The 26135-nt window shown below is 71.4% G+C and carries 29 protein-coding genes and 1 riboswitch; of the genes, 22 read left to right on the top strand and 7 right to left on the bottom strand.

Features of this window, described 5'->3' with window-relative positions; translation table 11 throughout:
* Positions 1–5 precede the first annotated feature (5 nt).
* Positions 6–662 carry a hypothetical protein gene (locus tag KNO15_RS19720; RefSeq protein WP_241705523.1) on the top strand — a complete coding sequence of 219 codons (657 nt, stop codon included), beginning with the start codon at positions 6–8 and terminating at the stop codon, positions 660–662.
* Positions 663–695: 33 nt separating this feature from the next.
* Complete coding sequence (locus tag KNO15_RS19725; protein ID WP_241705524.1) at positions 696–1370, top strand: GAP family protein; 675 nt, start codon at positions 696–698, stop codon at positions 1368–1370.
* Positions 1371–1380: 10 nt separating this feature from the next.
* Here KNO15_RS19725 and KNO15_RS19730 read toward each other — a convergent pair whose 3' ends face one another.
* A complete protein-coding gene (locus KNO15_RS19730) occupies positions 1381–2289 on the bottom strand; it encodes a formylglycine-generating enzyme family protein (protein ID WP_308220460.1) in 909 nt (302 codons plus the stop codon).
* Positions 2290–2359: 70 nt separating this feature from the next.
* Between KNO15_RS19730 and KNO15_RS19735 the strand changes: the two genes are divergently transcribed.
* The 5 genes from KNO15_RS19735 (at position 2360) to KNO15_RS19755 (ending at position 5950) form a co-directional block, all read left to right on the top strand.
* Entirely contained in the window at positions 2360–3175 is an 816-nt protein-coding gene (locus KNO15_RS19735) for an MBL fold metallo-hydrolase (RefSeq protein ID WP_241705525.1), read from the top strand.
* Between the two features lie 6 nt (positions 3176–3181).
* Positions 3182–3775, top strand: a complete 594-nt coding sequence (locus KNO15_RS19740) for an N-acetyltransferase (RefSeq protein ID WP_241705526.1) — start codon at positions 3182–3184, stop codon at positions 3773–3775.
* A 22-nt stretch (positions 3776–3797) separates the two neighbouring features.
* Positions 3798–4145 (top strand): antibiotic biosynthesis monooxygenase family protein, encoded by a 348-nt coding sequence (locus tag KNO15_RS19745; RefSeq protein ID WP_241705527.1) that lies wholly within the window; start codon positions 3798–3800, stop codon positions 4143–4145.
* A 193-nt stretch (positions 4146–4338) separates the two neighbouring features.
* The gene (locus KNO15_RS19750; protein WP_241705528.1) at positions 4339–5328 is read left to right on the top strand and encodes a patatin-like phospholipase family protein; all 990 of its coding nucleotides are present in this window, start codon (positions 4339–4341) and stop codon (positions 5326–5328) included.
* Positions 5329–5551: 223 nt separating this feature from the next.
* Positions 5552–5950 carry a hypothetical protein gene (locus KNO15_RS19755; protein ID WP_241705529.1) on the top strand — a complete coding sequence of 133 codons (399 nt, stop codon included), beginning with the start codon at positions 5552–5554 and terminating at the stop codon, positions 5948–5950.
* Between the two features lie 36 nt (positions 5951–5986).
* Here KNO15_RS19755 and KNO15_RS19760 read toward each other — a convergent pair whose 3' ends face one another.
* Entirely contained in the window at positions 5987–6529 is a 543-nt protein-coding gene (locus KNO15_RS19760; protein ID WP_241705530.1) for an adenine phosphoribosyltransferase, read from the bottom strand.
* A 203-nt stretch (positions 6530–6732) separates the two neighbouring features.
* On the opposite strand from KNO15_RS19760, the gene KNO15_RS19765 reads away from it, so the two are divergent.
* A complete protein-coding gene (locus KNO15_RS19765) occupies positions 6733–8058 on the top strand; it encodes a hypothetical protein (protein ID WP_241705531.1) in 1326 nt (441 codons plus the stop codon).
* Here the strand turns inward: KNO15_RS19765 and KNO15_RS19770 are convergent.
* Both KNO15_RS19770 and KNO15_RS19775 read right to left on the bottom strand, forming a co-directional pair.
* Positions 7942–8955, bottom strand: coding sequence for a LacI family DNA-binding transcriptional regulator (locus KNO15_RS19770; protein ID WP_241705532.1), 1014 nt, complete (start codon positions 8953–8955; stop codon positions 7942–7944). The genes KNO15_RS19765 and KNO15_RS19770 overlap by 117 nt on opposite strands.
* Positions 8956–8978: 23 nt before the next feature.
* Positions 8979–9977 carry a ribokinase gene (locus tag KNO15_RS19775; protein ID WP_241705533.1) on the bottom strand — a complete coding sequence of 333 codons (999 nt, stop codon included), beginning with the start codon at positions 9975–9977 and terminating at the stop codon, positions 8979–8981.
* Between the two features lie 136 nt (positions 9978–10113).
* On the opposite strand from KNO15_RS19775, the gene KNO15_RS19780 reads away from it, so the two are divergent.
* The 8 genes from KNO15_RS19780 to KNO15_RS19815 all read left to right on the top strand — a co-directional run bounded on the left by KNO15_RS19780 (position 10114) and on the right by KNO15_RS19815 (position 18072).
* Entirely contained in the window at positions 10114–10629 is a 516-nt protein-coding gene (locus KNO15_RS19780; protein WP_241705534.1) for a methylated-DNA--[protein]-cysteine S-methyltransferase, read from the top strand.
* 48 nt (positions 10630–10677) lie between these two features.
* Positions 10678–11169, top strand: a complete 492-nt coding sequence (locus KNO15_RS19785; RefSeq protein ID WP_241705535.1) for an RNA polymerase sigma factor — start codon at positions 10678–10680, stop codon at positions 11167–11169.
* Complete coding sequence (locus tag KNO15_RS19790; protein ID WP_374113190.1) at positions 11166–11789, top strand: methylated-DNA--[protein]-cysteine S-methyltransferase; 624 nt, start codon at positions 11166–11168, stop codon at positions 11787–11789. The genes KNO15_RS19785 and KNO15_RS19790 overlap by 4 nt, the downstream gene beginning before the upstream one ends.
* 55 nt (positions 11790–11844) lie before the next feature.
* Positions 11845–12120 carry an Ada metal-binding domain-containing protein gene (locus KNO15_RS19795; protein ID WP_241705536.1) on the top strand — a complete coding sequence of 92 codons (276 nt, stop codon included), beginning with the start codon at positions 11845–11847 and terminating at the stop codon, positions 12118–12120.
* A gap of 181 nt (positions 12121–12301) precedes the next feature.
* A riboswitch (M-box (ykoK) riboswitch) is annotated at positions 12302–12470 on the top strand.
* A 208-nt stretch (positions 12471–12678) separates the two neighbouring features.
* Entirely contained in the window at positions 12679–14415 is a 1737-nt protein-coding gene (locus KNO15_RS19800) for an ABC transporter permease (RefSeq protein ID WP_241705537.1), read from the top strand.
* A 14-nt stretch (positions 14416–14429) separates the two neighbouring features.
* Positions 14430–15770, top strand: coding sequence for an ABC transporter ATP-binding protein (locus KNO15_RS19805; protein WP_241705538.1), 1341 nt, complete (start codon positions 14430–14432; stop codon positions 15768–15770).
* A gap of 57 nt (positions 15771–15827) precedes the next feature.
* Entirely contained in the window at positions 15828–17492 is a 1665-nt protein-coding gene (locus KNO15_RS19810; RefSeq protein ID WP_241705539.1) for an MFS transporter, read from the top strand.
* Positions 17473–18072 (top strand): acyl-CoA-like ligand-binding transcription factor, encoded by a 600-nt coding sequence (locus KNO15_RS19815; protein ID WP_241705540.1) that lies wholly within the window; start codon positions 17473–17475, stop codon positions 18070–18072. The genes KNO15_RS19810 and KNO15_RS19815 overlap by 20 nt, the downstream gene beginning before the upstream one ends.
* 332 nt (positions 18073–18404) lie before the next feature.
* On the opposite strand, the gene KNO15_RS19820 is transcribed toward KNO15_RS19815, so the two are convergent.
* Positions 18405–18872 (bottom strand): MarR family winged helix-turn-helix transcriptional regulator, encoded by a 468-nt coding sequence (locus KNO15_RS19820; RefSeq protein ID WP_241705541.1) that lies wholly within the window; start codon positions 18870–18872, stop codon positions 18405–18407.
* A 91-nt stretch (positions 18873–18963) separates the two neighbouring features.
* Here KNO15_RS19820 and KNO15_RS19825 point away from each other — a divergent pair, with 91 nt between their 5' ends.
* From KNO15_RS19825 to KNO15_RS19835, 3 genes are all read left to right on the top strand, one after another.
* Positions 18964–19863 carry an alpha/beta fold hydrolase gene (locus KNO15_RS19825; protein WP_241705542.1) on the top strand — a complete coding sequence of 300 codons (900 nt, stop codon included), beginning with the start codon at positions 18964–18966 and terminating at the stop codon, positions 19861–19863.
* A 986-nt stretch (positions 19864–20849) separates the two neighbouring features.
* The gene (locus KNO15_RS19830) at positions 20850–21773 is read left to right on the top strand and encodes a S1C family serine protease (RefSeq protein WP_241705543.1); all 924 of its coding nucleotides are present in this window, start codon (positions 20850–20852) and stop codon (positions 21771–21773) included.
* A gap of 105 nt (positions 21774–21878) precedes the next feature.
* Positions 21879–22175, top strand: a complete 297-nt coding sequence (locus KNO15_RS19835; RefSeq protein WP_241705544.1) for a hypothetical protein — start codon at positions 21879–21881, stop codon at positions 22173–22175.
* A gap of 10 nt (positions 22176–22185) precedes the next feature.
* On the opposite strand, the gene KNO15_RS19840 is transcribed toward KNO15_RS19835, so the two are convergent.
* On the bottom strand, positions 22186–22986 hold the full coding sequence (locus KNO15_RS19840) for a nucleotidyltransferase domain-containing protein (protein ID WP_241705545.1): 801 nt from the start codon (positions 22984–22986) through the stop codon (positions 22186–22188).
* Between the two features lie 24 nt (positions 22987–23010).
* The gene (locus KNO15_RS19845) at positions 23011–23469 is read right to left on the bottom strand and encodes an SRPBCC family protein (protein ID WP_241705546.1); all 459 of its coding nucleotides are present in this window, start codon (positions 23467–23469) and stop codon (positions 23011–23013) included.
* Positions 23470–23529: 60 nt separating this feature from the next.
* On the opposite strand from KNO15_RS19845, the gene KNO15_RS19850 reads away from it, so the two are divergent.
* The 3 genes from KNO15_RS19850 to KNO15_RS19860 all read left to right on the top strand — a co-directional run bounded on the left by KNO15_RS19850 (position 23530) and on the right by KNO15_RS19860 (position 26102).
* Positions 23530–24402 carry a metalloregulator ArsR/SmtB family transcription factor gene (locus tag KNO15_RS19850; RefSeq protein WP_241705547.1) on the top strand — a complete coding sequence of 291 codons (873 nt, stop codon included), beginning with the start codon at positions 23530–23532 and terminating at the stop codon, positions 24400–24402.
* A gap of 57 nt (positions 24403–24459) precedes the next feature.
* Positions 24460–24981: a DUF1801 domain-containing protein gene (locus tag KNO15_RS19855; RefSeq protein WP_241705548.1), complete on the top strand. Its 522-nt coding sequence runs from the start codon at positions 24460–24462 to the stop codon at positions 24979–24981.
* An 83-nt stretch (positions 24982–25064) separates the two neighbouring features.
* Positions 25065–26102, top strand: coding sequence for a YeiH family protein (locus tag KNO15_RS19860; protein WP_241705549.1), 1038 nt, complete (start codon positions 25065–25067; stop codon positions 26100–26102).
* Positions 26103–26135 lie beyond the last annotated feature (33 nt).

Raw genomic sequence — 26135 nt, forward strand, 5'->3', positions numbered from 1 at the left:
TCCGCATGGGGGATGACGAGAGCTCAATCGGCCGCGCGCCGGCGCTGACACTGACCTGGGGTGGCGTGGGCCTCGCGTTCGCGGCGGTGTTCCCGCTGCTGTCGAACGCCGCCTTCGTGCTCCCGTGGATCGATATCTCGTGGATCTATGCGAACCCACCGGTCGCCCAAGGCGTGCCGGCGATCGCGCTGATCGCCGCCTGCATCGTGCTCGCCGTGGGAGTGCGCGGCGAGCCGGGCATCGCCGGAACCTCGCTGCTCGGAAAGCTCGCGCTCATCCTGTTCGGTGTCACGCACACTCTCTCCGCCGGGTACTTCGTATGGCCGGCGCCGGGCGCCGGTGCGCCGCTGCCGATGCTCGTGATCTGGTCGTCGCTGGTCTGGGCGATCGACCTGCTCTCACTGGTCGCGCTCGCCGTCGCCGCGATCGTGGTCTTCCGCGCAGGTGTGCTCCGTGGTCCCGCGCGCTGGGGGCTGCCCGCATTCGCCGTCGCGATGGTGGTCGCCCTCCTCGTCAGCACGCTCCCGGTCGTCGTGCTGGTTCCCGTCTGGGTCGGCGCGCTGATCGCGTCGCAGGCGATCCAGCTCGCGACCGGCGTGCTCTACATCGTCGAAGGGCAGCGCGCGCGCCACGGGAACGGCCTGCGCGTCGCGTCCGCATAGTCGGCGGACGGGCTCACGGGTGGGGAGGGGCGGATGCTCGCGGTCGTCGGCGCCATCCTCCCCCTCGCGCTCGTCGTGTGGTTCAGCCCGACGCGCGTGATGGCCGCCACCGCCCTCCTCCTGTCCGGGCGCGCCCGTGCGGTGCCTGGCGCGTACGCGGTGGGCTGGGTGGTGGGGATCGGCCTGTACATCGCCGTGTTCACGATCTTCGGCGCCGCCATCGGAGCGATCCAGCTGCCGTCGCTGAAGGGCGACGCGTGGTTCCTCGACCCGCTCGTCGCGCTCGTGATGTTCGGGTCGGCCGCCCTGGCCTGGCGGGCGCGCCCACGACCAGGGACGGATCCGAGGCCGCCGCGGCTCACGCGGGTGATCGGGCGCTTGACTCCGCTGTCGGCGCTCGGCCTCGGTCTCGCCCTCTCCATCGTCAGCCCGCTGCACCTGGCGGTCGCCGCGGCGGTCGGCGTCGACATCGCGACCGGCGGCCTGGCGGCCGCGGCTCAGCTGGTGGTGGTCGTGGTCTTCGTCGTGCTGAGCACCAGCTCGGTGACCATCCCGGTCGGCGCCGCGATCGTCGCGCCCGACCGGGCGGAGGCCCCGCTGCGCCGCCTGCAGACCTGGCTGAGCGAGCACGGCACGGCTCTGCTCGTCGTGGTGCTGCTGGTCATCGGCGCCGACTTCGTCGGCCGTTGGATCGCTGCGGTGTTCTGAGGCCGGTTCCTCACGCGTCGACGGCGCAGCGGAACCCGATGTGCGACATCCCGGTGTCCTCCGCCTGCGGCGATCGGGCCGCCGGGCGGAACCGCAGGCAGTATTCGGGCGAGCAGAGGAACGAGCCGCCCTTGAGCACCCGCCGCGGGATGGTCTCGCCCTCGTGCGCGCTCGCGGTCGCGAGCAGGTTCTGCCGCTTGCCCGCGTCGACGGGATGGTCGCTCAGGCGCACGTGGCGGGGCGTGTAGTAGTCGCTCGTCCACTCCCAGACGTTGCCGATCAGGTCGAAGACCCCGAACCCGTTCGCCGGGTACGACCCGACGGGCGCGGTGCCGCCGACGCCGCGGTTGTCGTAGGGGAAGCGGCCCAGCCACGAGTTGGCCTGCGGGACGCCGCCGGGATACGGCTCGTCGCCCCACGCGAAGCGGGCGCCGTCGACGCCCCCGCGGGAGGCGAACTCGTGCTCGGCCTCCGTCGGCAGCCGCTTGCCCGCCCAGGCCGCATACGCCGTGGCGTCCTCGAAGGCGATGTGCACGACGGGATGCCGCATCCGGGCGTCGACCGAGGAGCCGGGGCCGAACGGCGCCCGCCAGAACGCGCCGGGCTGCCAGCGCCACCAGTTGCGCCAGTCGCCCAGGTCGACCGGCCCGGCGGTCGGGGTGAAGACCATGGCGCCGGGCACGAGGTCCTCTGCCGCGACGCCGGGGTAGTCGGCGGCGGCCAGGGGACGCTCGGCGACGGTGACGTACCCGGTGTCGGCGACGAAGCGCGCGTAGTCCTCGTTCGTGACCTGGTAGCGGTCGATGCGGAACGTGGCGACCTCGCGCTCCACCACAGGCTGCTCGTCGGGGTAGAACTCGGCGGAGCCCATGCGGAAGGTGCCGCCCTCGATCAGTACCGTCTCTCTGCCGTCGGTCACGCGATCACCGTATCAGCGCGGATGCCGGCCTCAGCAGGCCCGGGGAGGTGGGGCGGGGTAGGTTGGGGGCGTGCTGAGCGAAGCGGCTGACGGGGTGCTCGTCCATACCAGCGCGTGGTGCCGGACCAACGCGGTGGTGGTCGTGGGGGACACGGGGGTGCTCGTCGTCGACCCGGGCATCCACGAGAGCGAGATCGGCTGTCTCGCCGACGACCTCCAGCGCGCCGGGCACACGGTCGTCGCGGGGTTCGCGACGCACCCGCACTGGGACCACCTGCTCTGGCACCCGGCATTGGGGGCCGTGGACCAGTGGGCCACAGCGCTCGCCGCGGACACCGCACGGCGACGGCTGGCGAACGGCATCGACGCGAAGCGGTTCGGCATCCCCGACGACGTGCGCCTCGACGGGCTCGGCGACGACCTCGCCGGGCTGCCCGCCGGCGCCGACCGGATCCCGTGGGACGGGCCGACGGTGCGCATCCTCGAGCATCGCGCGCACGCCCCCGGCCACGCCGCACTCCTCGTCGACGGCGCCGGGGTGCTCGTCGCGGGCGACATGCTGTCCGATGTGTTCGTCCCGATGCTCGACCTGGCCGGTGCTCCCGACCCGCTCGACGACTACCTCGCGGCGCTGTTCCTGCTGGAGGCGCAGGCGGGGGAGGCGACGGTCGTCATCCCGGGCCACGGTTCCGTCGGCGACGCGACCGCGCTGCGCGATCGTCTGGCTCGCGACCGCGCCTACGTCGAGGCGCTCGTCGACGGCTACGAGCCGCACGATGCGCGCGTGGAGTCGCCGCGCGCGGGCTGGGAGTTCGTGAGGTCGGTGCATGACCGGCAGCTCGACCAGCTGTCGATCCCGCGCTCGGCCGCGGGCGACGGGGCCTGACCGATCGTGTCCTTCCGCGATCCTGTCGAGCCGGTTCCGGTCGGGTTGGGCGGCGACCGCTTCCTGCTCCGCCCGATCCGCGCCGACGACGCGGCCGACGACCACGCGGCGGTGATGGAGACCCGCGAGCTGCTGCGCCTCTGGGAGCAGTCGGAGTGGCCGGCCGACGACTTCACGGTGGAGGCGAATCGTGCCGACCTCGTCGGCCTCCAGCAGCGCCACGCCGAGCACCGCGCATTCACCTTCACCGTGCGCGACCCCGACGACACCCTCTGCCTCGGGTGCGTCTACCTCTTCCCGACGTCGGCGACGTTCCTGGCGAAGTCGGCGGTCACGCCCGTGGGGAACGACGCGTGGGAGGACGTCGACGTCGTCTCGTACTTCTGGGTGCGCCAGTCGCAGCTGGAGGCCGGTCTCGACAGGGCACTGCTCGACACACTGCGCTCGTGGTTGCGCGACGACTGGGGCTTCGAGCGGGTCGTGTTCGTCACCAACGAGCAGTTCGCTCAGCAGGTCGGCTTGCTCGAGGCGACGGACCTCACCCTCCGCTTCGAGCTCAGGGAGCCGGGCAAGCCGGGCATGTATCTGGTCTTCGGGTGAGCGGCCTCCGTATGCTGCTGGCATGACCGGAACCGGCACGACCTACACGTCCACGTTCATCTTCGCGACGAAGCCGTACGACGACGAGTTCCACCGGCTCAACGACGAGATCGCCGAGCGCGCCCGCAGCATCCGGGGCTTCCTCGGCGAGGAGGCGTGGGAGAACCCCGAGACCGGTCTGCACTCGGAGGTCTACTACTGGGACAGCCTGGAGGCCCTCCACGAGCTGATCGGGATGGACACCCACCGGGAGGCGAAGCGCCTCCACGAGCGGTGGATCGGCCCGTACCGGGTCGTGATCGGCGAGGTGCTCAGCACCTACGGCCAGCAGGGGCTCGGGCTGGACCACGTGCCGGCGCAGGCGTCGTGACGCCGCCGTTTGCGGTGGAGCGCACCGGCGACTATCGTTCAAGCGTTCGTCCGTACGCGCTGCCGTAGCGCGCCAGCTGAGGAGGTGAGTCCGATTTCCATCAACAGTCGGGTGCTCGCCCCTTCGCGTCGAAGCCACTAGCGCTTCCGTCGTCGATCCGCGGGTGCCCCGCACCTCTTCGAAGGATCACGACATGAACCAGAGCCACGAACCCCACACCTCGCACGACGTCGCCCTCGTCCTCGGTGGCGGCGGCGCCGCCGGCAACGCCTGGCAGCTCGGCGTCATCGCCGGACTGGCCGACGCGGGCTACGATCTGACCGCTCTCGCCGACCTGGTCATCGGCACCTCCGCCGGCTCCACCGCGGGCGCGGCCGTGCGCAGCGGGATGTCCGCCGCCGACCTCTACGCCGCCGCCCTGACGGCCCCCGCGCGACCGGGCGGTGCCGGAGGCGCCTCCGGTGCCGGTGGTGCCGGTGGTGCCGGTGCCGGTGCTGCCGCGCCCGGCCCCGCTCAGCGGCCGCCGGCCCTCCCGCAGCAGGAGCTGTTCGAGCGACTGCGCGCCATCGGCGCCGCCGCCGGCTCTGCGGAGGAACTGCACAGGGCGCTCGGCGCCTTCGCCCTCGAGAGCGACGCGGTGCTGCGCCCCGGAGCCGACCAGCGGCGGGCGCTCGTCGCCTCCCGGCTCCCGAGCCAGGACTGGCCGGAGCGCCCCCTGCTCGTGCTCGCGCTGAACGCTCACACCGGCGAACTGGTCGCCTTCGACCGCGACTCCGGGGTCGAGCTGGCCGACGCCGTCACCGCGAGCACGGCCCTGCCCGGCGGCACCGCGACCCACATCGTCGACGGCGTGCACTACATCAACGGGGGCGTCCGTTCGGCCGAGAACGCCGACCTCGCGGCCGGCTACGCGACCGTGATCGTGCTGTCGCCGTTCGGCGGCCCCGACTGGAAGCGGCCGGGCCAGTTCGAGGGCATCCGGCGCTTCCCGGGCTACGGTTTGGGCGACCAGGTCGAGGCCCTGCGCGCACAGGGGAGCCGGGTCGTCGTGATCACGCCCGATGCGGCCTCCCTGGAGGCGATGGGAACGAACCAGATGGACCCCGCGACCCGCCCGCCGTCGGCCCGCGCCGGCTTCGCGCAGGGACGACGCGAAGCGGAACGGCTCACGCCGGCCGTCTAGCGCCAGCGCACGACTCCGGAGATCCGGCCCACCCGCGGCCGGATCTCCGGATCAACGGCCTCCCGGCCGGCGTGTCGGCCGCTGGCTCCGGATGGGGTGACGCAGCAGGCGCGTCAGTAGTCTAAAATTGTGCGTTTTAGTTCTGGTACGCTGGCTATGGCCCGGCGACGACCCATCTCGTCATCGACCGATGCTGAGCCGATCGCCGAAGAGCGAGGAAGCGATGTCCGGTACGACCGAGCGGCCCTGGGTTCCGGCGCCCGGAACCCCCGCGGTCCTGATGCTCGCGGTGATCGTGTTGATCACCGCGCCTCCCGCCGTGCTCGTACTCCTGGGGCAGCCAGCGCCAGCCTGGGTGCTGACGATCTCGTTTGCTTTCCTGCTCGCTGCCATTCTCGCGGTGCCGCGGCTGAACCGGCGTGCGCGCCCCGCGAGCCGACGGCAGACGATGCTCGTGCGCACAGCTCTCTCTCTGTCGATCCTGGTCCCGCTCGCCCTGGTCTGTCCCGCGGTCGCGTACCCGGGATTCGCCTGGCTGATCGGGATCGGAGTGCAGGCACAGGTCCTCGCGCTCGCCACCGTGGCGGTCGCCGCCGTGGTGCGGCGTGGCTCCGGCAGCTAGGACGTACCCCGCCCGCCGCCCGCCGCCCGTCCCCGCTCACAGGTCGCGGATGTGCAGCAGCGACCGGATCGTCAGCCGGCGTCGCAGCGCCGGCTCGCCGAGCCCGTCGACCACCACCGCTCCTCCGAGCCAGCTCGCTCCGCTCAGGTCGACGAGCCGTCGGCAGGCGGAAGCCTGCGCTCCCGTGTCGATCCAGTCGTCGACGAAGAGCACGCGGTCTCCGCTGCGCAATCGCGATCGGCGCAGGCCGAGGTCGAGGTGGCGGTCCCGGTAGTCCGGTGCGGTGGCCGTCGTCCACCACGCGTCGCTGTCCGCAGAGGGCGATGGCTCCTTGCGGACCTCGGCGAACCCGACACCCAGGTGGAGTGCGGTGAGGACGCCCAGGATGCTCCCGCGCGACTGCGTACCCATAACGACGGTCGGGTCCGCGTCGCCGAAAAGCGCGGCGAGTCCGGCACCGATCTCGCCGAGGATCGTGGCGTCACGCCACCAGCCGGTCACGTCCGCTCGAAAGCCGGCGTCGGTTCGATCGCCGATCCACTGGAAGGTCGACCGCAATCGGCTCCGGATGTCATCCACCTGCGCATCCTTGCACGGCACCGACCGTGCGCACTGCCCCCGCAGCGGGTGCCGTGCACGCATCTGGTACCGTGGCCGGGTGCTTCACATCGTGATGTTCATCTGACGGTCTTGCGTCCCGCCCGCGCAGGTCTCGATCCGTCGAGGGTCGCTTCTCCGACCCCGCGGGCCCAACCACCGTCAGAGTCTTCTGGAGCTTCACCGTGTTCGCATCTCTTCGTCTTCCCGGCGCGCTTCGCGCCTTCGTCCCCGCGCTGATCGGCCGTTCGGCGCTCGCCATGGCGGGCCTCGCCGTGCTGCTGGCCGTGCAGGAGGGCACCGGTTCGTTCGCGCTCGCCGGTCTCGCCTCGGCCGCGTTCGGTCTCGCCAACGTCGTCGCGGCGCCGTGGCGTGCCCGCGCCGTCGACCGCTGGGGCCAGCCGCGCGCGCTCGGAGCCCTCGGAATCGTGCAGGCCGCCGGTTTCGTCGCCTTCGGCATCGTGTCCGCGGTCGCGACCGCACCCGGAACGGTCGCCTTCTGGTCCGTCGCGCTGGCCGTCGTCGTCGGTCTCTCGGCCCCTCCCCTCGGCGCGGCGATGCGCGTCGTGTGGAGTTCCCTCACCGATGCGGGGCCGCAGCGCGAGAAGGCGTTCAGCCTCGACGCGGTCGCGGAGGAGCTGCTCTTCGTCGGGGGTCCGGTGGCGATCACGGCGATCATCGTCGCGTCGTCGCCGAGCGTCGGGCTGTTCGTCACCGCGGGAGTCGGCCTGGTCGGGACGCTCGGCCTGATCACCAGCACAGCCTCCGCCGTGCTGTCCGGGAACCCGCCGCGTCCGCGCGAGCACCGGGCCCGCCCGCTCGCCGTCCCCGGGTTCCTTCGCGTGCTGGTGGTGCTGGCCGGTGTCGGTGCCGTGCTCGGCGTCGTGGAGATCGGCGCTCCGGCGCTGGCGGCCGAGCGGGATGCCGTTCCGCTCGCGGGCTGGCTGCTCGCCGCGTTCGCGGCCGGGAGCGCCGGCGGCGGCCTCGTCTACGGGCACGTGCGCTGGCGGGCGTCTCTCGGAGTGCGCCTGCTCGTGCTGTGCGCTGCGATCGGTCTCACCGCCGTCGCGGTGTCCACCTTCGGCTCGCTGCCGCTCTTCGCCGGGGGACTGGTGCTGCTCGGCGCGTTCCTCGCGCCGTCGTTGATCACCGGCTACCTGGTCGCCGACACGGTCGTGGCCTCCGACGGCCGCACGGAGGCGTCGGCGTGGATCAACCACGCGGTCAACCTCGGGGCGTCCCTGGCCTCCGCGGTCGCCGGCGCGGTCATCGATGCGTCGGGTACGGGGGTCGCCCTGCTCGTCGTCGGGCTGGTGGCGGTGGCGCTGACGGCGGTCGTACCGGTGCGGAGGTTGCGGGGAGCGGGGGAGGTGGTCGAGGACAGCGGTGCCGGTTCAGCCGAGCCCGCGATGCGTCCCGCAGGATGCGCGCAGCCGGAGGTCGAACCCGATGAGCTGGTGGGTGGGGGCGATACCGGCCTTCCCGCCGAGGGCAGACACGCCGAGAAGTGACACGGCCGCGCGGGCGATGTCCTCGAGCGGCTGGACCGCGGACGACAGCTTGGGCACCGTGAAGTCGCTCGTCTCCGTCCCGTCGAACGACATCACTGCGACGTCGTCCGGCACGCGCAGGCCGCGCTCGGCCGCTGCGCTGAGGACTCCGACGGCCTGGGCCTCGCTGGATGCGAAGATCGCGCGAGGTCTGGCCGGACGGTCGAGGAGGCGCAGACCGGCCTCTCTGCCGCCGCCCCGGGTGAACGGGGCCTCGGCGACCGAGCGGTGCGCCTGCTCGATGCGGGCGGCGTCCAGCGCGGCCGACCAGCCGTGGAGGCGGTCGCGTGCGACGAGGAGGTCGGCGGGTCCGCAGACGATGCCGTGGCTGGCGTAGCCGTGGGCGATCAGATGCTCGGTCACTGCGCGCGCGGCCGCGACGTTGTCGATGGCGACCGTGGACGCCTCCAGTCGCGGATCGATCCGGTCGATCACGACGACGGGGATGCGATTCGCGGAGGCGGGCGTCAGGTCGGGCCGGCCGTCCACCGTGGCCAGGAGCAGTCCGTCGACCTTGCGCCGGGCGAACGAGCGGATCAGCTCGGATTCGCGTGCTGCGTCCTCGATCGAGTCTCCGAGCAGCAGCACCCGGCCGGCGGCCGAGGTCGCGTCAGCGAGCACGTGCGCGAGCGCCGCGAAGTAGGGGTTGGCGATGTCGGGGACGATCAGTCCGTAGGCGCCGGAAACGCCGGAGGCCAGCGCCTGAGCGATGGTGTCCGGCTCGTACCCGACCTCCTCGATCGCGGCGAGGACGCGCTGCCTGGTCTTCTCCGCGACCGGGCGGGGTCCGTCGTTGATCACATAGCTGACCACCGCAGTCGACGTCCCCGCCGCCCGCGCCACATCCTCACGGGTCACGCGGGCGCGCCGACGCGAGGGGGTCATGCGGAGGCCGGCGCCGCTTCGGCCGGCACGGCGGCGTGATCGAAGCGGGCCAGGCGGGTGTACGACTCCACGGTGCCGTGTCCCGCCACGGCGGCGGACCCGGCGGCGACCCCCCAGCGCACGGCCTCGGCCAGCGGCCGGCCGGCCGCGAGCACCGCGGCGAGGGCACCGACGAAGGCATCACCGGCGCCCGTGGTGTCGACCACCTCGGCCGGTCGGGGGGAGGGTTGGTGCCACGCCCCGTCCGCGGTCGCGGCGACGGCTCCCGACGCACCGAGCGTGATGACGACCGAGGTCGACACCGTCCCCACCAGGTCCTGCGCGGTGGCGAGCGCCCACGAGACGATGTCGTCGACCGGCGCCGACGCCTCACCGCGGGCGATCGCCTGCGCCTCGCCCTCGTTGACGATCAACGGGTCGGCGGCGCGCAGTGCTGCGGCGTCGACCGGGGCGGCGGGGGCGAGGTTGAGCACGAAGCGCACTCCGCCCCGGGCGCTGGCCGCCGCGAACGCTGCGATCGTCTCCGGGCCGAGCTCGCCTTGGGTGAGGGCGATGGTCGGCCCCGCTTCGGCGATCAGTGCGTCGATGTCGTGCGAGACGAGCGCGTCCGCGGTGAGTTCTGCGTTGGCCCCGCTGACCACCACGATGGTGTTCTCGGCCTCGGCGTTCACCGAGATGTAGGCCGCGCCCGTCGGCGCACTCCCCGAGGTGAGCAGAGCGCTGGTGTCGACGCCGTTGTCGTCGAGGGTCCGGCGGACGAACGCGCCGCCGTCATCGGTCCCCACCATTCCGACGAAGGTCGTCTCGGCGCCGGTGCGCTGCGCTGCCACCGCCTGGTTCGCGCCCTTGCCGCCGAGACCGGTGCGGCCGGCCTGGCCGAAGACCGTCTCTCCCGGTGCGGGGAAGTCGTCCACATAGAGGAACGTGTCGACGTTGGCGGAACCGAGCACCAGCACCCGGGGCTCGATGCGGGTGCGATCGTTCGACTCTGTCACGGATACTCCTTCGTTCATGACGGGCTGGGTGGCGTCTCCGGCAGTCTACGCGCATAGAGTCGTGAAACGAACACTCCGATCTCACGTTCCCGCCCTCCCGCACGTCTTCAGGGTGAGACGGAAGGGACCGACACTCATGAACTCCAGGAACGCAGCGGTCGACGCCGGTGTGCTCGGCTCCGTGACGATCGTCGCCGAGGGCGACGCGGTCACCGGGCTGTACTTCGCGCACCACATCCGCCGTCCTGCGCAGCACACGCTCGGCGCCACGGTCGCGGCCGCATCCGACGGGTTGCTGGCGGAGGCATCGCGTCAGCTCGACGAGTACCTCGCCGGCCGCCGCCGCGCGTTCGAGCTGCCGTTCGCCGCCGAGGGCAACGACTTCCGGAAGCGCGTGTGGAACGCGGTCGCCGCCATCCCGTTCGGTGAGACGACGACCTACGGGTCGATAGCGGCCGGCCTCGGCGACAGATCGCTCGCCTACCGGGTCGGTCAGGCGGTCGGCGCGAACCCGCTCTGCGTGTTCGTGCCCTGTCACCGTGTGCTCGGTTCGAACGGCTCGCTCACCGGGTATGCCGGTGGGCTCCGGCGCAAGCGGGCGCTGCTGGAGCTGGAGGAGCCGGCGTCGATCGCGGCCGGCCGGTTGTTCTGACCTCGACCTCACGAGAACGACGCTGGAAGCGACTTCAATGGGATGGACATGAAACCGCCGTTCGAATCCGTGGTGCAGACGCACGGGACCACCGTCCTCAGGGTGTGCCGGTCGCTGCTGGGCGTGCACGACGCCGACGACGCGTGGTCGGAGACGTTCCTCGCCGCGCTTCGCGCGTACCCCGATCTCCCCGAGACCGCGAACGTGGAAGCGTGGCTGGTCACGATCGCCCGGCGCAAGTCCATCGATGTGCACAGGGCGGCCGCGAGGAACCCGCTGCCCGTCGAGGAGCTGCCGGAAGCGCCGACCACGCTGGGCATCCCCGGAGCGCGGGATCAGGACCTGTGGGCGTGCGTCGGCACGTTGCCGGACAAGCAGCGGCAGGCGATCACGTACCGGTATCTCGCCGGGATGTCCTACGCGGAGATCGCGGCGATCCTCGGCGGAACCGTCGAAGCGGCACGACGAGCGTCGGCCGACGGGATGAAGAGCCTCAGAAAGAGCTATCCGGGCGCGCTGGAGAAAGGAGCACGACCATGAACGACACGAAGCACAGTGGGAGCGCCGACACGCTCACCACCCTGTCGGCGCCCGTCGACGACGGCACGCTGGCGATGCTGCACCGTCGGCTGGAAGCGGCGGCACAGGCCGAGGGCCTGCTCGACGTCGCCTATACGACCGTCGACAGCCCGGTCGGGAAGCTGCTGCTCGCGGCGACCCCGAAGGGGCTGGTGCGCGTCGCCTACGCGAACGAGGATCACGACAAGGTTCTCGAATCGCTCGCCGTGAAGCTCAGCCCGCGCATCCTCCGGGCGCCGAAGCGGCTCGACGCCGCAGCGCGCGAACTCGACGAGTACTTCGGGCACCGTCGGCGGGCCTTCGAGCTCGACCTCGACCTGTCGCTCTCGCGTGGTTTCCGCCGGCTGGTGCAGAGGCATCTGCCGGAGATCGGCTACGGGCAGACCCGCAGCTACAAGGAGATGGCAGCGCTGGTCGGCAACCCGAAGGCGATCCGCGCCGTCGGCAGCGCCTGCGCCACCAACCCGCTGCCCGTCGTCGTCCCGTGCCACCGGGTGCTGCGCACCGACGGAACCCTCGGCGGCTACATCGGGGGGCTCGAGGCCAAGACGGCCCTGCTGCAGCTGGAGGCCGCCGCGTGACCGCGACGAGGCTCCCGTCCGGCCACGGTTCCGTCTCTGCCACCCGCGGTGCGGCGTGACCTTCGTCCTGACCGGCGCGGACGGGCGCCCCTACCCGTCCGTGACGAAGGGCGAATGGGGAGGCCACCGCGGCAACCGGATCTACGGGCGCTTGGACTGCCCCGCCGCCCTCCGCGCGATCGCGAAGGGCGGGTACGTCGCGAACCGGGTGTTCTTCGCCGACGAATGGACGGCCCTCTCGGCCGGGTACCGGCCGTGCGCCCGCTGCTGCCCCGTTCGGTACCGAGCGTGGAAAGCCGCGGTCGAGCGAGGTGCGACGGCGACGCCCTGATCGAACCGATCCGTCGTGCTCGCAGCTGGACCAGCGACATCGCCGGCCGGATGGCGGCCCTCGGCACCGTCGTGAACCTCACGAACCCCGAGCGCACGTCTCGGCGGAGGCCGGTGGCGGGTGTGTGGATTTCGTTAGAGAGGCGCCGCGGCAGCCGCCGGGCCTGTTAGATTCTTCTCGGCAGAAACTTCGTTAGGTGAGGCTTCTGCACGAACACAGGCCACTGATCTGACGACGTCGAGAGACGCCCAAGATCAGGACAGGTCTCCCCGGCTTAAGGGGTGATCCCAAGTGGCTTCCCCGGTGGGGACACGTCGTGCAGTGCCGAAGCTCTTACGTGGGAGTCCCGCCCCCGACCGTGCGGTCGGCGGCGGAACCTGGCGTGCGCCTGCCTGAATCCGCGAGGAGGTGACCCGCCGTGATCGACGATCATAGTCCGTCTCGTCCCTGCTGCCCGGCGGTGGCCTCCGCGCCCAGCGCACCCGGCCGTCACTGAGCCCCGCAGCACGAGGACGAGCGTTCGTCTCCCGTCAGCCCTCGACTCAGGGAGGTCCTGTCATGCCTCTTCTCCGCACCGTTCCCGGCGCCGGCACGCTCCGTCGCGTCCGCTTCCGCTGGCTCGACGTGGTGGTGGCCGTCGCGATCGTCGTGCTCTTCTACCTGGTGATCCAGGCGACCGCCGGGGCGACCGCTCCGCTGCGGCTCGCCGAGGTGCCCTCGTCCATCGACACCGATCCCGCGCTGCTGCCGTACTACGCGCTGCGATCGTTGCTGCGCATGTTCGCCGCGCTCGCCGCGTCGCTGCTGTTCACGTTCGTGGTCGCCACGGCCGCCGCCCGGCTGCCGCGCGCCGAGAAGGTGATCCTGCCCGCGCTCGACATCCTCCAGTCGGTGCCGATCCTGGGCTTCCTGTCGGTGACGGTGACCGGGTTCATCGCGCTCTTCCCCGGCTCGACGCTGGGGCTGGAGTCCGCTGCGATCTTCGCGATCTTCACCTCGCAGGTGTGGAACATGACGTTCTCGTTCTACGCGTCGCTGACCAGTCAGCCCCGCGACCTCGATGAGGCGGCCCGGCTGATGCGGCTGACCAAGTGGCAGCGGTTCTGGAGGCTCGACGTGCCCTCCGGGATGATTCCGCTGGTCTGGAACGGCATGATGAGCTTCGGCGGGGCCTGGTTCTTCCTGGCCGCCTCCGAGGCGATCACGGTCAACAACCACAGCTACGCCCTCCCCGGTGTCGGCGCGTACGTCGCCTCGGCGGTGCAGGCCGGGCAGCTCGACAGGGTCGGCTGGGCGATCCTCACCATGACGATCATGGTGCTGGGGGTGAACTTCCTGTTCTGGCGGCCGCTGGTCGCCTGGGCGGAGCGGTTCCGGCAGGAGGACACCGCGCCGACCGACCGGCCGCGCAGCGTCGTGCTCGACGTGATCAGCCGGTCGTGGCTGCCGCGCACCGTCGAGCGCGGGTTCCGGCCGATCGCGCGCGGGCTCGACAGGGCGACGCGCCCGTTCGGCTTGGCGGAGCACCCGCTCCGGGTGCCGGTGGTGCGCAAGCGCGCCCTCGACGTCGCGGTGACCGTCCTGGTGGTCGCCGCCATCCTGGTGGGAGCGGTCGCCGCCTACGTGTTCATCCAGCGTTCGGTCGGTCTCGGCGCCTTCGTGGAGGCGTTCGGGCTCGGCGCGATCACGATGGCGCGGGTCGTGGTGATCCTGCTGTTCGCGACGGTCGTCTGGGTGCCGATCGGCGTCTGGATCGGGATGAACCCGCGGATCAGCCGGCTGGCCCAGCCGATCGTGCAGTTGCTCGCCAGCTTCCCCGCCAACTTCCTGTTCCCGTTCGCGATCGCGTTCTTCGTCGCTTCCGGTATCCCGCTGAACCTCGGCGGCATCCTGCTGATGGCGCTGGGCTCGCAGTGGTACATCCTGTTCAACGTGATCGCAGGGGCGAGCGCGATCCCGACCGACCTGCGGCAGGCGATGGACAGCTTCGGCGTCGGGAGGCTGCAGCGCTGGCGGCGGCTGATCCTCCCCGCGATCTTCCCGGCCTACGTCACCGGCGGCATCACCGCGGCTGGCGGCGCCTGGAACGCCTCCATCGTCGCCGAGGTCGTCACGTACAACCACCACACCTACACGGCGACCGGTCTCGGCGCCTACATCGCCGATGCCACCACGACCGGCGACATGGCCAAGGTGCTGGTCGGAGTGATCGTCATGTCCGTCTTCGTCGTCGGACTCAACCGCCTGTTCTGGCGCCGTCTCTACGCGGTCGCCGAGCGCCGCTTCAGCCTGTGAGGAGGGCCTCCATCATGACCACCACGACCGCCACGCTCATCGACGTCCGCGACGTCACGAAGTCGTTCGCCACCGACGGTGGAGAGAAGACCGTCCTCTCCGGCGTCTCGCTGAGCATCCGCCAGGGCGAGATCGTCGCTCTGCTCGGCCGCTCCGGATCGGGCAAGAGCACCCTGCTGCGCTGCATCGCCGGACTGATCGCGCCGACCTCCGGCAGCGTCTCGTTCAAGGGTGACGTGCTCAACGGTGCCAACCCGGGCACCGCCCTGGTCTTCCAGTCGTTCGCCCTGCTGCCGTGGCTGACCGTGCTCGAGAACGTCGAGCTCGGGCTGGAGGCGAAGGGCGTGCGCGCGGAGGTCCGTCGCGAGCGGGCGCTGCGTGCGATCGACCAGATCGGCCTCGACGGCTTCGAGTCGGCGTACCCGAAGGAGCTCTCGGGCGGGATGCGGCAGCGTGTCGGCTTCGCCCGAGCGCTCGTCGTGGAGCCCGACGTGCTGCTGATGGACGAGCCGTTCTCCGCGCTCGACGTTCTCACCAGCGAGAACCTGCGCGGCGAACTGGTGCGCATGTGGGGCGACGGGACGCTTCCCACCCGCACGGCGCTCATCGTCACGCACAACATCGAGGAGGCCATCCAGCTCGCCGATCGCGTCGTCGTGCTCGACTCCAACCCCGGGCGGATCAAGGCGGAGCTCGCCGTGGGCCTCCCGCAGCCGCGTGACCGGCGCAGCCCGGAGTTCGAGGCGCTCGTCGACGAGGTCTACGGCATCCTGACCGGGCAGCCGGCCGAGCCGCGTGCGACCGCCGTCGAGGGCGGGGGCGCTCGCCCGGGGGGTGTCGCCGACGGAATCGACCTCCCGCTGCCGGCCGTGAGCACCGGCGAGCTCGGCGGTCTGGTGGAGCTGCTCGCCGAGCGCGGCGGGCAGGACGGCCTCGCCGAGATCGCCGACGAGCTCCGCTACGAGATCGACGACCTCCTGCCGATCGTCGACGCCGCCCAGCTGCTCAAGCTCGCACGGCCGCAGGGCACGGAGCTGCGGATCACCGAGCAGGGCCGCAGGTACGCCGCGGCGGACCAGTTGCGCGCGAAGGAGCAGTTCGCCACGCTCGCGATGGAGGCCGCCCCGCTCGTCCGCCGCATCGTGCGCGATCTGCGTCACACCGGCACCGGTGCGATCGGGACGGACGAGATCCTCGCCGAGTTGCGCATCTTCTACGGGACGGACGACGCCCAGCGCCAGCTGGACACGGCGATCGACTGGGGTCGCTACGGCGAGCTGTTCGAGTTCGACGCCGACAGCGGCCGGCTGCTGCTGCCCACGCACCCGGACGCCGAGCAGCAGCGCATCGCCTGAGAAAAAACTGACACAAACTTTCAAAAAGCGCCTACTATTCAAATGGAGGTGACTTTCATGAATGGACAGCGCAGATGGTGGGCGCTCGCGGCGGTGAGCCTGAGCGTCCTCGCGGTGGGCATCGACGGCACGGTGCTGTCGATCGCCCTCCCCACGCTCGCGAACGCACTGCACGCGAGCGAGACGGAACTGGAGTGGTTCTCGTCCGGCTACCTGCTGATGCTGGCCGCCGCCGTGCTCCCGCTCGGCCTCCTCGGCGACCGGTTCGGCCGCAAGGCGGTGCTGCTCGTCTCCCTCGCCGCGTTCGGCGCCGGTTCGGCGCTCTGCGCGTTCGCGACCACTCCGACCGTGTTCCTGATCGCCCGCCTGCTGATGGGCGTCGCGGGGGCGGGAGTCGCGGTCATGGCGCTCTCGGCGCTGACGGTCTTCTTCGACGAGGCCAGCCGCCCCAAAGCCGTCGGCGTGTTCTCGGCCGCCAACTTCCTGTCGCTTCCGCTCGGCCCGATCCTGGGCGGCTGGATGCTCGCCAACCTCTGGTGGGGATGGGTGTTCCTGCTCAACCTCCCGGTGGTCGCGATCGGGCTCCTCGCCGTGACCCTCCTCGTGCCGGAGTCGAAGGCCGCAGAACGCCCGGGCTTCGACGCGATCGGCGTGCTCACGTCCGTCGGTGGCCTGGTCGTCTTCACGTACGGCATCATCGAGGCAGGGCAGCACGGGTGGACGGACGCCGGCGCGCTGACCGCCCTCGGGCTCGGCGTCGCCATCCTGGCCGGGTTCGTCGCGTGGGAGGTCGCGCTCACCCGGCGCGGCCGCTCGCCGCTGGTGGACACCCGGCTGTTCCGCTCCCGCTCGTTCACCGGGGGAGCGGCGCTCGCCGGAGTGGCCGGAATGGGGATGGTCGGGCTGCTGTTCGTGATGCCGCAGTTCTTCCAGGCCGTCCAGGGCGTCGACGTGTTCGTCTCGGGGCTGCGCCTGCTGCCGTTCGTGCTCGGCATGCTGATCGGCGCCCTGCCGGCCGGCCGGATCGCCGCCGCCATCGGCTTCCGGGCGACGGTGACCATCGGCTTCGTCGTCATCGCGGTCGGCTCCGTGCTCGGCTCGCGCACGACGGCCTCCACCAGCGAACTGCTCATCGCGGGCTGGATGGCCACGGTCTGCGCCGGCGCAGGGCTCGCGCTCACCGCGGCGATGTCTGCAGCCCTGTCGCGGCTCACCGCCGAGCACAGCGGCGTCGGGTCGGGGGTCGTGCAGGCGCTGCAGAAGACGAGCGCCCCGCTGGGCACGGCCATCCTCGGCAGCGTCGTCGCGGCGGTCTACACGGCCCAGCTGGGCTCGGCCCTCGCGGCGCCGGCGGTTCCCGGGGCCGTGGCCTCGGCGGCGAAGTCCAGCGTCTACGCGGGGATCGCCGTAGCCGATCGGCTGCACTCGCCGGCGCTGGCGGCGTCCGTGCGCGCGGCCTTCACGACCGGAATGAGCGTTTCGCTGCTGGTCTCCGCCGGCATCGCCGTCGCAGGGGCCATCATGGCGGTGGTGATCCTGCCGCGCGGAGTGGCCGCCACGGGACAGGCGGCCCCTGCCACGACGGCCGGAGCAGTCATCTCCGTCTCGGCCGCCGCCGACGCGGCCGCCACCGAGCCGACCCTCGCCGACCCGACCCCCGTCGCTTCGACCAGACCGACCAGACCGAACAGAAGGAGCGCGCATGCCGGACGGCACGTCTGACAGACCGGGGCTCCGCGAGCGCAAGAAGGCACGAACCCGCGCCGCCATCCAATCGCACGCCCTCCGGCTGTTCACCGACCAGGGCTACGACCAGACCACCATCGATCAGATCATCGACGCCGCCGACGTGTCGGCGAGCACCTTCTTCCGCTACTTCCCGACCAAGGAGTCGGTCGTGCTGTTCGACGACTTCGACCCGCGGATCATCTCGGCCTTCCTGGCGCAACCACGAGGGGTCGAACCCGTTGCGGCGCTTCGCGTGGCGCTCCGGGAGGCGTTCGTCGGCCTGACCCCGGCGCAGCTCGAGGAGCAACGGGAACGGCTCGCGCTCGTCCTCGGGGTGCCCGCGCTGCGCGGCGCGATGCTCGACCAGCTGTCGCAGGCGATGCTGCTGGTGTCGGAGGCGATCGCCGACAGGGAGGGCCGCTCGCGCGTCGACTTCGCCGTGCGCACCATCGCCGGTGCGATCGTCGGCAGCATGTTCGCGGTGCTCGCCCAGCTCGCGGACGACCCGGACGCCGAGCTGGCCGACCTGATCGACGAGGCCTTCGCGTTCCTGGAGGGTGGGCTGCGGCTGTAGTCCTCGCGGCCGAACCCGATTCTCACGGCCAGAGCCGTTGGTCCTCCGCTTCGTAGTGGGCGTGCAGCGAGAGCGAGATCACGAGAGCTGCGCCGCGACGGCGTCGGCGTGCGCCGTGTCGCCGTCCGCCATTGCCTCGACGAGGCGGCCGGCCTCGCCGAACGCGGTCCGGTACGGGCGATGGAGCTCGGCCATGCCGCCGGCGTCGCAGGTCGCAGGTCGTCGTGGCGGTCGGGCCGTCGAGGGGAGGCTCGCCCGACGAAGGGAGGGAGGTGGCTGACACGCGGGCACTCCGCGTCGGCCGGGCAGGTGTGCGCCCCTCCTCGCTTTCGCTACTCACTCTCCGCCAGCCGCTCGACCGCCTGCTGGGTGAGCGCGATCGACTCCTCCTGGTAGCGGACGAGGAACTCCAGCTGCTCGGTGGTCAGCGAGTCGTGCAGAGTCTGGAACGCCTCCCCGATCCACTGGTAGACATTCGGGCCGGATGACAGCACCGCGAAGTCGGCCGATAGCAGCACCCGCCGGCGGTCGGCCGCATCGGTCTCCCGGCGGGCGAACCCGCGCTGGATCAGCCGGTCGGCGATGCCGGTGACCGCGCCGGAGGTCAGACCGAGGGCGGCACCGAGCTGGCCGGCCGTCTGGGCGCCGTTGCGCATCAGGAGGTCGAGGGCCTTCATGTCGCTCACACCGAGTCCGTAGCCGGCCGCGGCGCGCTGCTGGAAGAGCGCAGTCAGGCTCGCGGACTGCGCACCCAGGTCGGTCAGCCGCGCGATCAGGGCGTCACGATTCTGTGCTTCCACTCTTGCAAACCTCTCACTCACTCATTATCTTAGTCACTAAGACAAATCGACGAACCGACGATCCCCGCGATCCCGACGAAAGGCACTTCCGATGTCCCGCACCGACAGCACCACCCGACCCACCTCTCGCCTCACCGGTCACCTCGTGTCCTCCGAGGATGGCACGCCGATCGAGTACTTCAGCACAGGAACCGGCCCCGGCCTCGTCGTGGTGCACGGCACGATGCAGTCGGCGGCCAGCCAGAGCGAACTGGCGGACGCCCTCTCCGACACGTTCACCGTGCACCTGATCAACCGCCGCGGACGCGGTCGCAGCGGCGCCTACCCGGCCCTGACCGACTACGACCCCGCCGCCGAGCTCGCCGACATCGAGGCGGTCGTGGCGGCCACCGGCGCGACGGCCGTGCTCGGCATCAGCTCGGGCGGCATCCTCGCCGCCGAGGTCGGCCTCCGTCACCCCGAGCTCGCGGTCGTGCTCTTCGAACCGGCCCTGGTCGCCGACAGGTCGCTCGACCTCGACGCCTTCCTGCGCCGCTTCGAGCCGGAGGCCGCCCGCGGCGACGTCCCCGCCTACATGGTCACCGCGCTGCTGGGGACGCAGATGGGGCCGGGCTTCCTGCGCTTCTTCCCGCGGCGGATGCTCGAGTCCAGCACGCGGAAGATGATCGCCAAGGATGCGGGAACCCTCCCGGTCGGTGGCGCCACGATGGCCGAGCTCGCGCGCGCGGTGCCGTACGACATGCGCATCGTCGCCGCCCACGCGGACCGCATCGAGGACTACCGGGCGCTGCGAGGGCCGGTCATCCTCGTCGGCGCGGCGAAGTCGCCCGCCTACCTGAAGCACGCCGTCGAGCGCCTCCACCAGCTGCTCCCCGGCGCCGCGACCGTCACGATCGACGGCGTCGGCCACTCGGCAACCCAGAACGCCGCCGACGGCGGCAAGCCCACCGAGGTCGCCGCCGCACTCCGCGCCCACCTCGCCGCGCGCTGAGCCACCGCGCTTGCCGCGCTGGCGGGCTGCCGCGCTGCGCCGCCTCGCGGCAACCTCCTCCCGAAGATTCGTCACGAATCTCGCGATTCGTGCCACGAATCCTGACATTCGTCACGAATCCCGCGGCCCGCACCACGCATCGTTGCGCTGGCGACGAAGCTGCGTCGCAACATTCGTGACGAATCTCGCGATTCGTGCCACGAATCCCGACATTCGTGACGAATCCCGCGGTCCGCTGTGTCGGGTCGACGCATTCGTCACGAATCTCGCGATTCGTGGCACGAATCCCCGCATTCGTCACGAATCTCGCGATTCGTGGCACGAATCCCCGCATTCGTGACGAATCTCGCGACTCGCACCACGCGTCTTCGCCCCGGCGACGAATCTGCGTCGCCACATTCGTGACGAATCCCGCGATTCGTGGCACGAATCCCGACATTCGTGACGAATCTCAAGTCTGCTCCTTCGGGCCGCCCTGTTCGTGACGAGTTCGCGACTCGCGCCACGCGTCGTTATCCTGGCGACGAAGCTGCGCTGTCGCATTCGTGACGAATGCCGTGATTCGTGGCACGAATCCCGACATTCGTCACGAATCCCGAGTCTGCAGCCTCGGGTCGCCGCATCCGCGACGTCCGCGACTCGCACCACCGTCGTCGCCCAGCCGACGAAGTTGCGTCGCCACATTCGTGACGAATGCCGTGATTCGTGCCACGAACCCCGACATTCGTGACGAATCTCGCGGTCCGCGCCACGTGTCGTCGCCCCGGCGACGAAGCTGCGTCGCAACATTCGTGACGAATGCCGTGATTCGTGCCACGAATCCCCACATTCGTCACGAATCTCGTGTCTCGCAGCGCCGGTCGGGACATTCGTGACGAATCCCGCGATTCGTGTCACGAATGCGGGCATTCGTCACGAATGTCCGGCGCGTGCGCCGTGGGCGAACGCGCGGCAGCGCCGGGGCGCGGGAGGCGCACACTCGTCTCATGACGGATGCGGGAGCCCTGGACGCCTACTCGGCCGTGGTGGTGCGGGTCGCCGCCACCGTCGGACCGGCCGTCGCCGCCGTGACCGCGCGGACCTCCCGCGGCGTCGGCCTCGGCAGCGCCACGGTCGTGTCGGTTGACGGCCACCTCCTGACCAGCGCGCACGTGGTGGAGGGCGCGACCCAGGTCGATCTTGCGTTCGGCGACGGCACCCGGGTGCGCGCGCATGTCGTCGGGAGGGATCCACTCTCCGACCTCGCCGTCCTGCAGGCCGACGCGCCGACCCCGGCGCCGGTCGAGCTGGGGGACGCCTCCGCGCTCCAGGTCGGCCAGCTGGTCGTCGCCGTCGGCAACCCGCTGGGCCTCGCGGGAAGCGTGACCGCCGGCATCGTCTCGGCACTCGGCCGCTCGCTGCCGACGCGGGCCGGCCGCGTTGTCGACGAAGTCATCCAGACCGACGCGGCCCTGAATCCGGGCAACAGCGGGGGCGCGCTGGCGGACAGCTCTGCCCGCATGGTCGGTGTGAACACCGCTGTCGCCGGAACCGGCCTCGGGCTGGCTGTTCCTGTCAACGCGACCAGCCGGCAGATCTTGGACACGCTGATGCGGGAGGGCCGTGTGCGCCGGGGCTGGCTGGGTATCGCGGGCGCCGAGATCGCGCTCCAGGAGGCCGTCGCCCGCAAGGCAGGGGCCCGCACCGGTATCCAGGTGATGTCGGTGGTGGCGGACAGCCCTGCCGACCTCGCCGGCATCCGTCCCGGCGACGTGCTCATCTCGCTCGACCGGACGCCCATCCACGTCGTCGCCGACCTCCAGCGCCTGATGATCGCGAGCACCATCGGCCGCCGCCTCGAACTCACCGTGTGGCGCAACGGCGCCCTCGTCGACGCCGTCGTGGAGCCGACCGAGCTCGCGGAGGCGTGAGCCCCCGGGAGATTTGCGCCGAATGTGGCGTTCGGCGGGTCCGAACGCCACATTTGCCGCAAATGCGCGACGGGTAGGCTGGCGGGACGACCAGAAGGAGCCGCCGTGTCCGACCCGATCAGCACCGACCAGCAGCAGGCGATCCTCGGCGCCGAGGTCGCCAGGTACGTCTCCGACGGCTGGGCGGCGGAGTCCGTGGTCGGCGTGACGGCGACCCTCACCAAGAACAAGCGGATCGGCTGGTTCTGGAACACCATCCTGACTCTGCTCACCGCCGGCCTCTGGCTCATCGTCGTCATCTACCGCGTGGTGAATCGCAAGCGGTACACGATCGTGCTCACCGTCGACCCGTACGGACGCGTCCGCCGTTCCGACCGCGGCGGAGCCCGGACGTCACGGTAGGGGCGGAGCCTCAGCGGGTTCGTCGGCGCGCCGGCGCCGGCGTGTCGGCCGGCGCCGGCATGTCGGCCAGCGGCGTCGACAGCTCTTCGAGGGCCGGCGCGAGACGAGCGGCCCTGGCCGCATCCTGGCGCCCGATCTCGTCGGAGAGCAGCCGCACGAGCCCGCACCGGCTCGCATCGAGCTCCGCTCGGCTCACGCGCACCGCTCTGCTGCGCTCGAGGCCCGCTCGGTCCTCGCTGGAGAGGCCGTCGACCCCGCGGCCGTGCCAGGAGGGCAGCCCGCTGCGGACGCACATCATCGTCACGATCTCGTCGCGCAGCTGATCGAGCATCATCGTCGCCTGCCAGAGCCGGCCGCGAGCGATCGCCGACCGTGCGTGGAGGGCGAGCAGCCAGCCTGTCCCGACCGTCCGGCCGAGGTCGGGTCTGCGCGGCTCGGCCGGTTCCTGCGGTGTTCCGAAGAGCAGCCGGAAGGGCTCCCCTGTCGACCGGAATCGATCGAACGGCCAGAACGACAGATCGACCTGCAGGGAGGACTCGAGGAGGGTCACGCGATACCGGACACCGCCGGAGAACAGATCGAACGTGTCCGCGACCGGGCTGATCCCGCCGAGGACGGCAGTCCAGTCGCGGACGACCGCCGCCTCGTCCGCGCCGGCGGCGAGTTGCAGCGCGAGATCGATGTCCGACCACTCGTCTTCGGCATCGTGCGCGGCGGAGCCCACCAGGGCGGCGCCCGCGACGGCCGGGTCGCGGCTCGCCTCCGCGACGAGCGCCGCCCGGATCCCTTCGCGTTCGGCAGGCGTGAACATTCTCCGAGTCAAGCGCAGGAACGCTCAGCCCACCAGCCGCGCCAGGTTCTCCAGTTCGTTCGCGCGCCCGGCGAGGAGGCGCTCGGTCCAGACGTCGTCGTGCAGTTCCTCCACCTGCATGACGACTCGGGTGCCTTCGGCGGTCGGCTGGAGGTCGACGACGGTGAGCTGCTCGTAGGGCTCGTGGTCGGGGACGAAGTCGATGACCGAGCGGTAGGCGATCCGGTTCGCCGGCGACAGCTCGGTGAAGATCTTGCGCGACGGGGTGCTGAGCGGCAGTCCGTTCTGCTCGAGGAACGCCACCTGCTCCGGTGCCTCCGCGGTCATCGTGTAGACGAGTTCCCCACCCGGGCGCAGGTCGAGGCTGTCGACGTCCGTACGGAAGCCGTCCGGTGCCCACCACTGCACGATCCCCTCGGGCGTGGTCCACAGGTTCCAGACGGTCTCCGGCTGAGCGGACACCGTGCGTTCGATGGTCTTCATGGCGATCTCCTGTCGAGGTGGTGGTACGTTCGAGGTCACAATATATTCGTCTAGACGAATGTGTCAACACCCCTTATCCTGCGTACGGGAGGCGAAGTGGACGCGCAGCAGGTCTTGGCGGCGATCGGCGAGCCGACGCGGTTCCGCATCGTCGTGCTGCTCGCGGACGGCCCCCGCACTGTGGGAGAGCTGACCTCCGCACTCGGCGCCCTCCAGCCGCAGACGACGAAGCACGTGCAGGCGCTGGAGGCGGCAGGGGTCATCCGCGTGCAGCGCCTGGGCCGCCGCCGGCTCGCGAGCCTGGACCGCGCGGCGCTACGGCAACTCGCGGGCTGGATCGACCGGCTGGCCGAGTCGACCGAAGACGACCGGGCCCTCGACGCCTACGCCGCGGCGGTGGCGTCGGCGGAGCAGGAGGCGACCGACGGCGACGGCGCGTCCGTCGATTTCACGCTCGTGCGCCGCCTCCCGGCCTCCCGATCCGACGTCTGGCACGCCTGGACCGACCCGCTGGTCGCCGCCCGCTGGTGGGCGCCACGGCACTTCACGGTGGTCGGCTGCGCGATCGAGCCGACGCGGGGAGCGCGCGTCGAGCTGATCCTCCGCGAGGGCGACGGCGCCGAGTACACGTCGGCGGGAACGGTGCGGGAGGTCGAGGCGCAGAGTCGGCTGGCCTTCGAGCTGTCGCCGCTCGACGCCGAAGGTCGTGTCCTGTTCCCGGTGGAGGTCGACGTGCGGCTGGAGGACGGCGACGGGCACGCTGACGCGGGCGCCGTCGAGGGTGCTGTCGACGGCGCCGTCGACGGCGAGACCACCATGACCGTAACCGTCCGCGCGACCACGACGGAGGTGTCGGCGGCCCCGATGCTGGCGGGGCTGGAGCCGGGGTGGTCGCAGCAGGTGGAGCGGTTGGCCGGGGCGCTCGAAGCGTGAGGGCTGTCTGAAAGGACCAGCCCCTCTGGCACCCCGCGGAGAACTAGACTCGCCGTCATGACCGGCCACTCCGGCGGTGCCGATGACGCACAGGACCCTTCTTCCACGGCTTCCGCAGCTCCCACGGCTCCCGCAGCCCGTCAGGCCGCGCTCCCGCACTCCATGACCGGCCGCGCCAGCCCCGCGAAGGCCGCCGAGGGCGACGCGCCCGTCTTCGCCTACATCGCGAGCCTCCCGCAACCGCAGCGCGGCATCGCCGAGGCCGTCGACGCGCTCGCGGCGCGCACCCTCCCCGGCCTCCGTCGTTCGGTCAAGTGGGGGATGTCGTACTACGGCGTCGGCGACGGCTGGTGTTTCTCGTGCGGTGCCTTCGACGATCACGTCAAGCTCATGTTCATCAACGGCGTGACGCTCGACCCCGTGCCGCCGGTGACGCCGGTCGGGATGGGCAAGGCCACGCGGGGAGTCGAGGTGCGGACCGTGGACGACCTCGACGAGCGGCAGGTGGCCGAGTGGATGCGGCAGGTGACCGCGGTGCCGGGGGTCGGCGGGAGGAAGCGCCGCCCGGCAGGGACGTGAGCTCCGTGGTCACAACAGTTCGTTGTGACCTCACAACCGAGCGCCCGTAGCGGCACCGGCCCGACGTCCACCAGGCTCGAAGCATGCAGTTCGCCCCGGCCCGCACCCTCCCGACCCGCCTCGGCGCCCGCGCAGTGGAGGTCGCGCCCGGCGTCGCCGTCACCGTCGTGATCGCCCTGGTCGCCACCGCGGTCTCGCGGTTCGTCCCGGCGCTCGGAAGCGCCCTCCCCGCCCTCGTCATCGGCATCGTCGTCGGCGCCGTCCGGCGGCCGGGCGCCCGCACCGCTCCTGGCGTCGCCTACTCGGGCAAGTTCGTGCTGCAGCTGGCCGTCGTGCTGCTGGGCGTCCAGCTCTCCCTGTCGAGCATCCTCGTCGTCGGGGTGGAGTCGCTGCCGGTGATGCTGACGACGCTCGCCGTCTGCCTCCTGGCGGCGTGGCTGGTCGGGAAGGCGTTGCGGATCCCGAGCCGCGAACGCACGCTCATCGGTGTGGGCACCGGGATCTGCGGGGCGTCCGCGATCGCCGCGGTCTCCCCGATCATCGGGGCCGCGAGCGCCGAGATCGCCTACGCGGTGTCGACGATCTTCCTCTTCAACGCGGTCGCCGTGCTCGTCTTCCCGCTGATCGGGCACGCGCTCGGGATGACACCGCACGCATTCGGCCTGTTCGCCGGGACAGCGGTGAACGACACGAGTTCGGTGGTGGCGGCAGCGAGCCTCTTCGCGACCTCCGCGCTGGGGTTCGCCGTGGTGGTCAAGCTGGTGCGCACGCTCATGATCATCCCGATCAGCGTGACCCTCGCGGTCGTCGAGCACCGCAGGCGCAACGCGGGCGCGCCGCTCACGGCGCGGCGACTGGTGGGCCTGGTGCCGTGGTTCCTGGTCGGCTTCCTGGTCGTCGCTGCGGCGAACTCCGTGATCCCGGTGCCCGGCGGGGTCCACGACGCACTCGTGACGGTCAGCGTGTTCCTGGTGTCGGTCGCGCTCGCCGGGATCGGCCTGTCCACCGATATCGCAGCGATCCGACGGGCCGGATGGAGGCCGCTCCTGCTGGGCGGGGTGCTCTCGACGCTGGTCGCGGTCACCAGCCTGGCCGTGCTCGCGGTGACCGGGCAGCTCTGAAGGCGAGCACGCGCAAGCCCGCGGTCACCGCGC

The organism is Leifsonia shinshuensis (assembly GCF_022606355.1).
Taxonomy (GTDB): Bacteria; Actinomycetota; Actinomycetes; order Actinomycetales; family Microbacteriaceae; genus Leifsonia; species Leifsonia shinshuensis_B.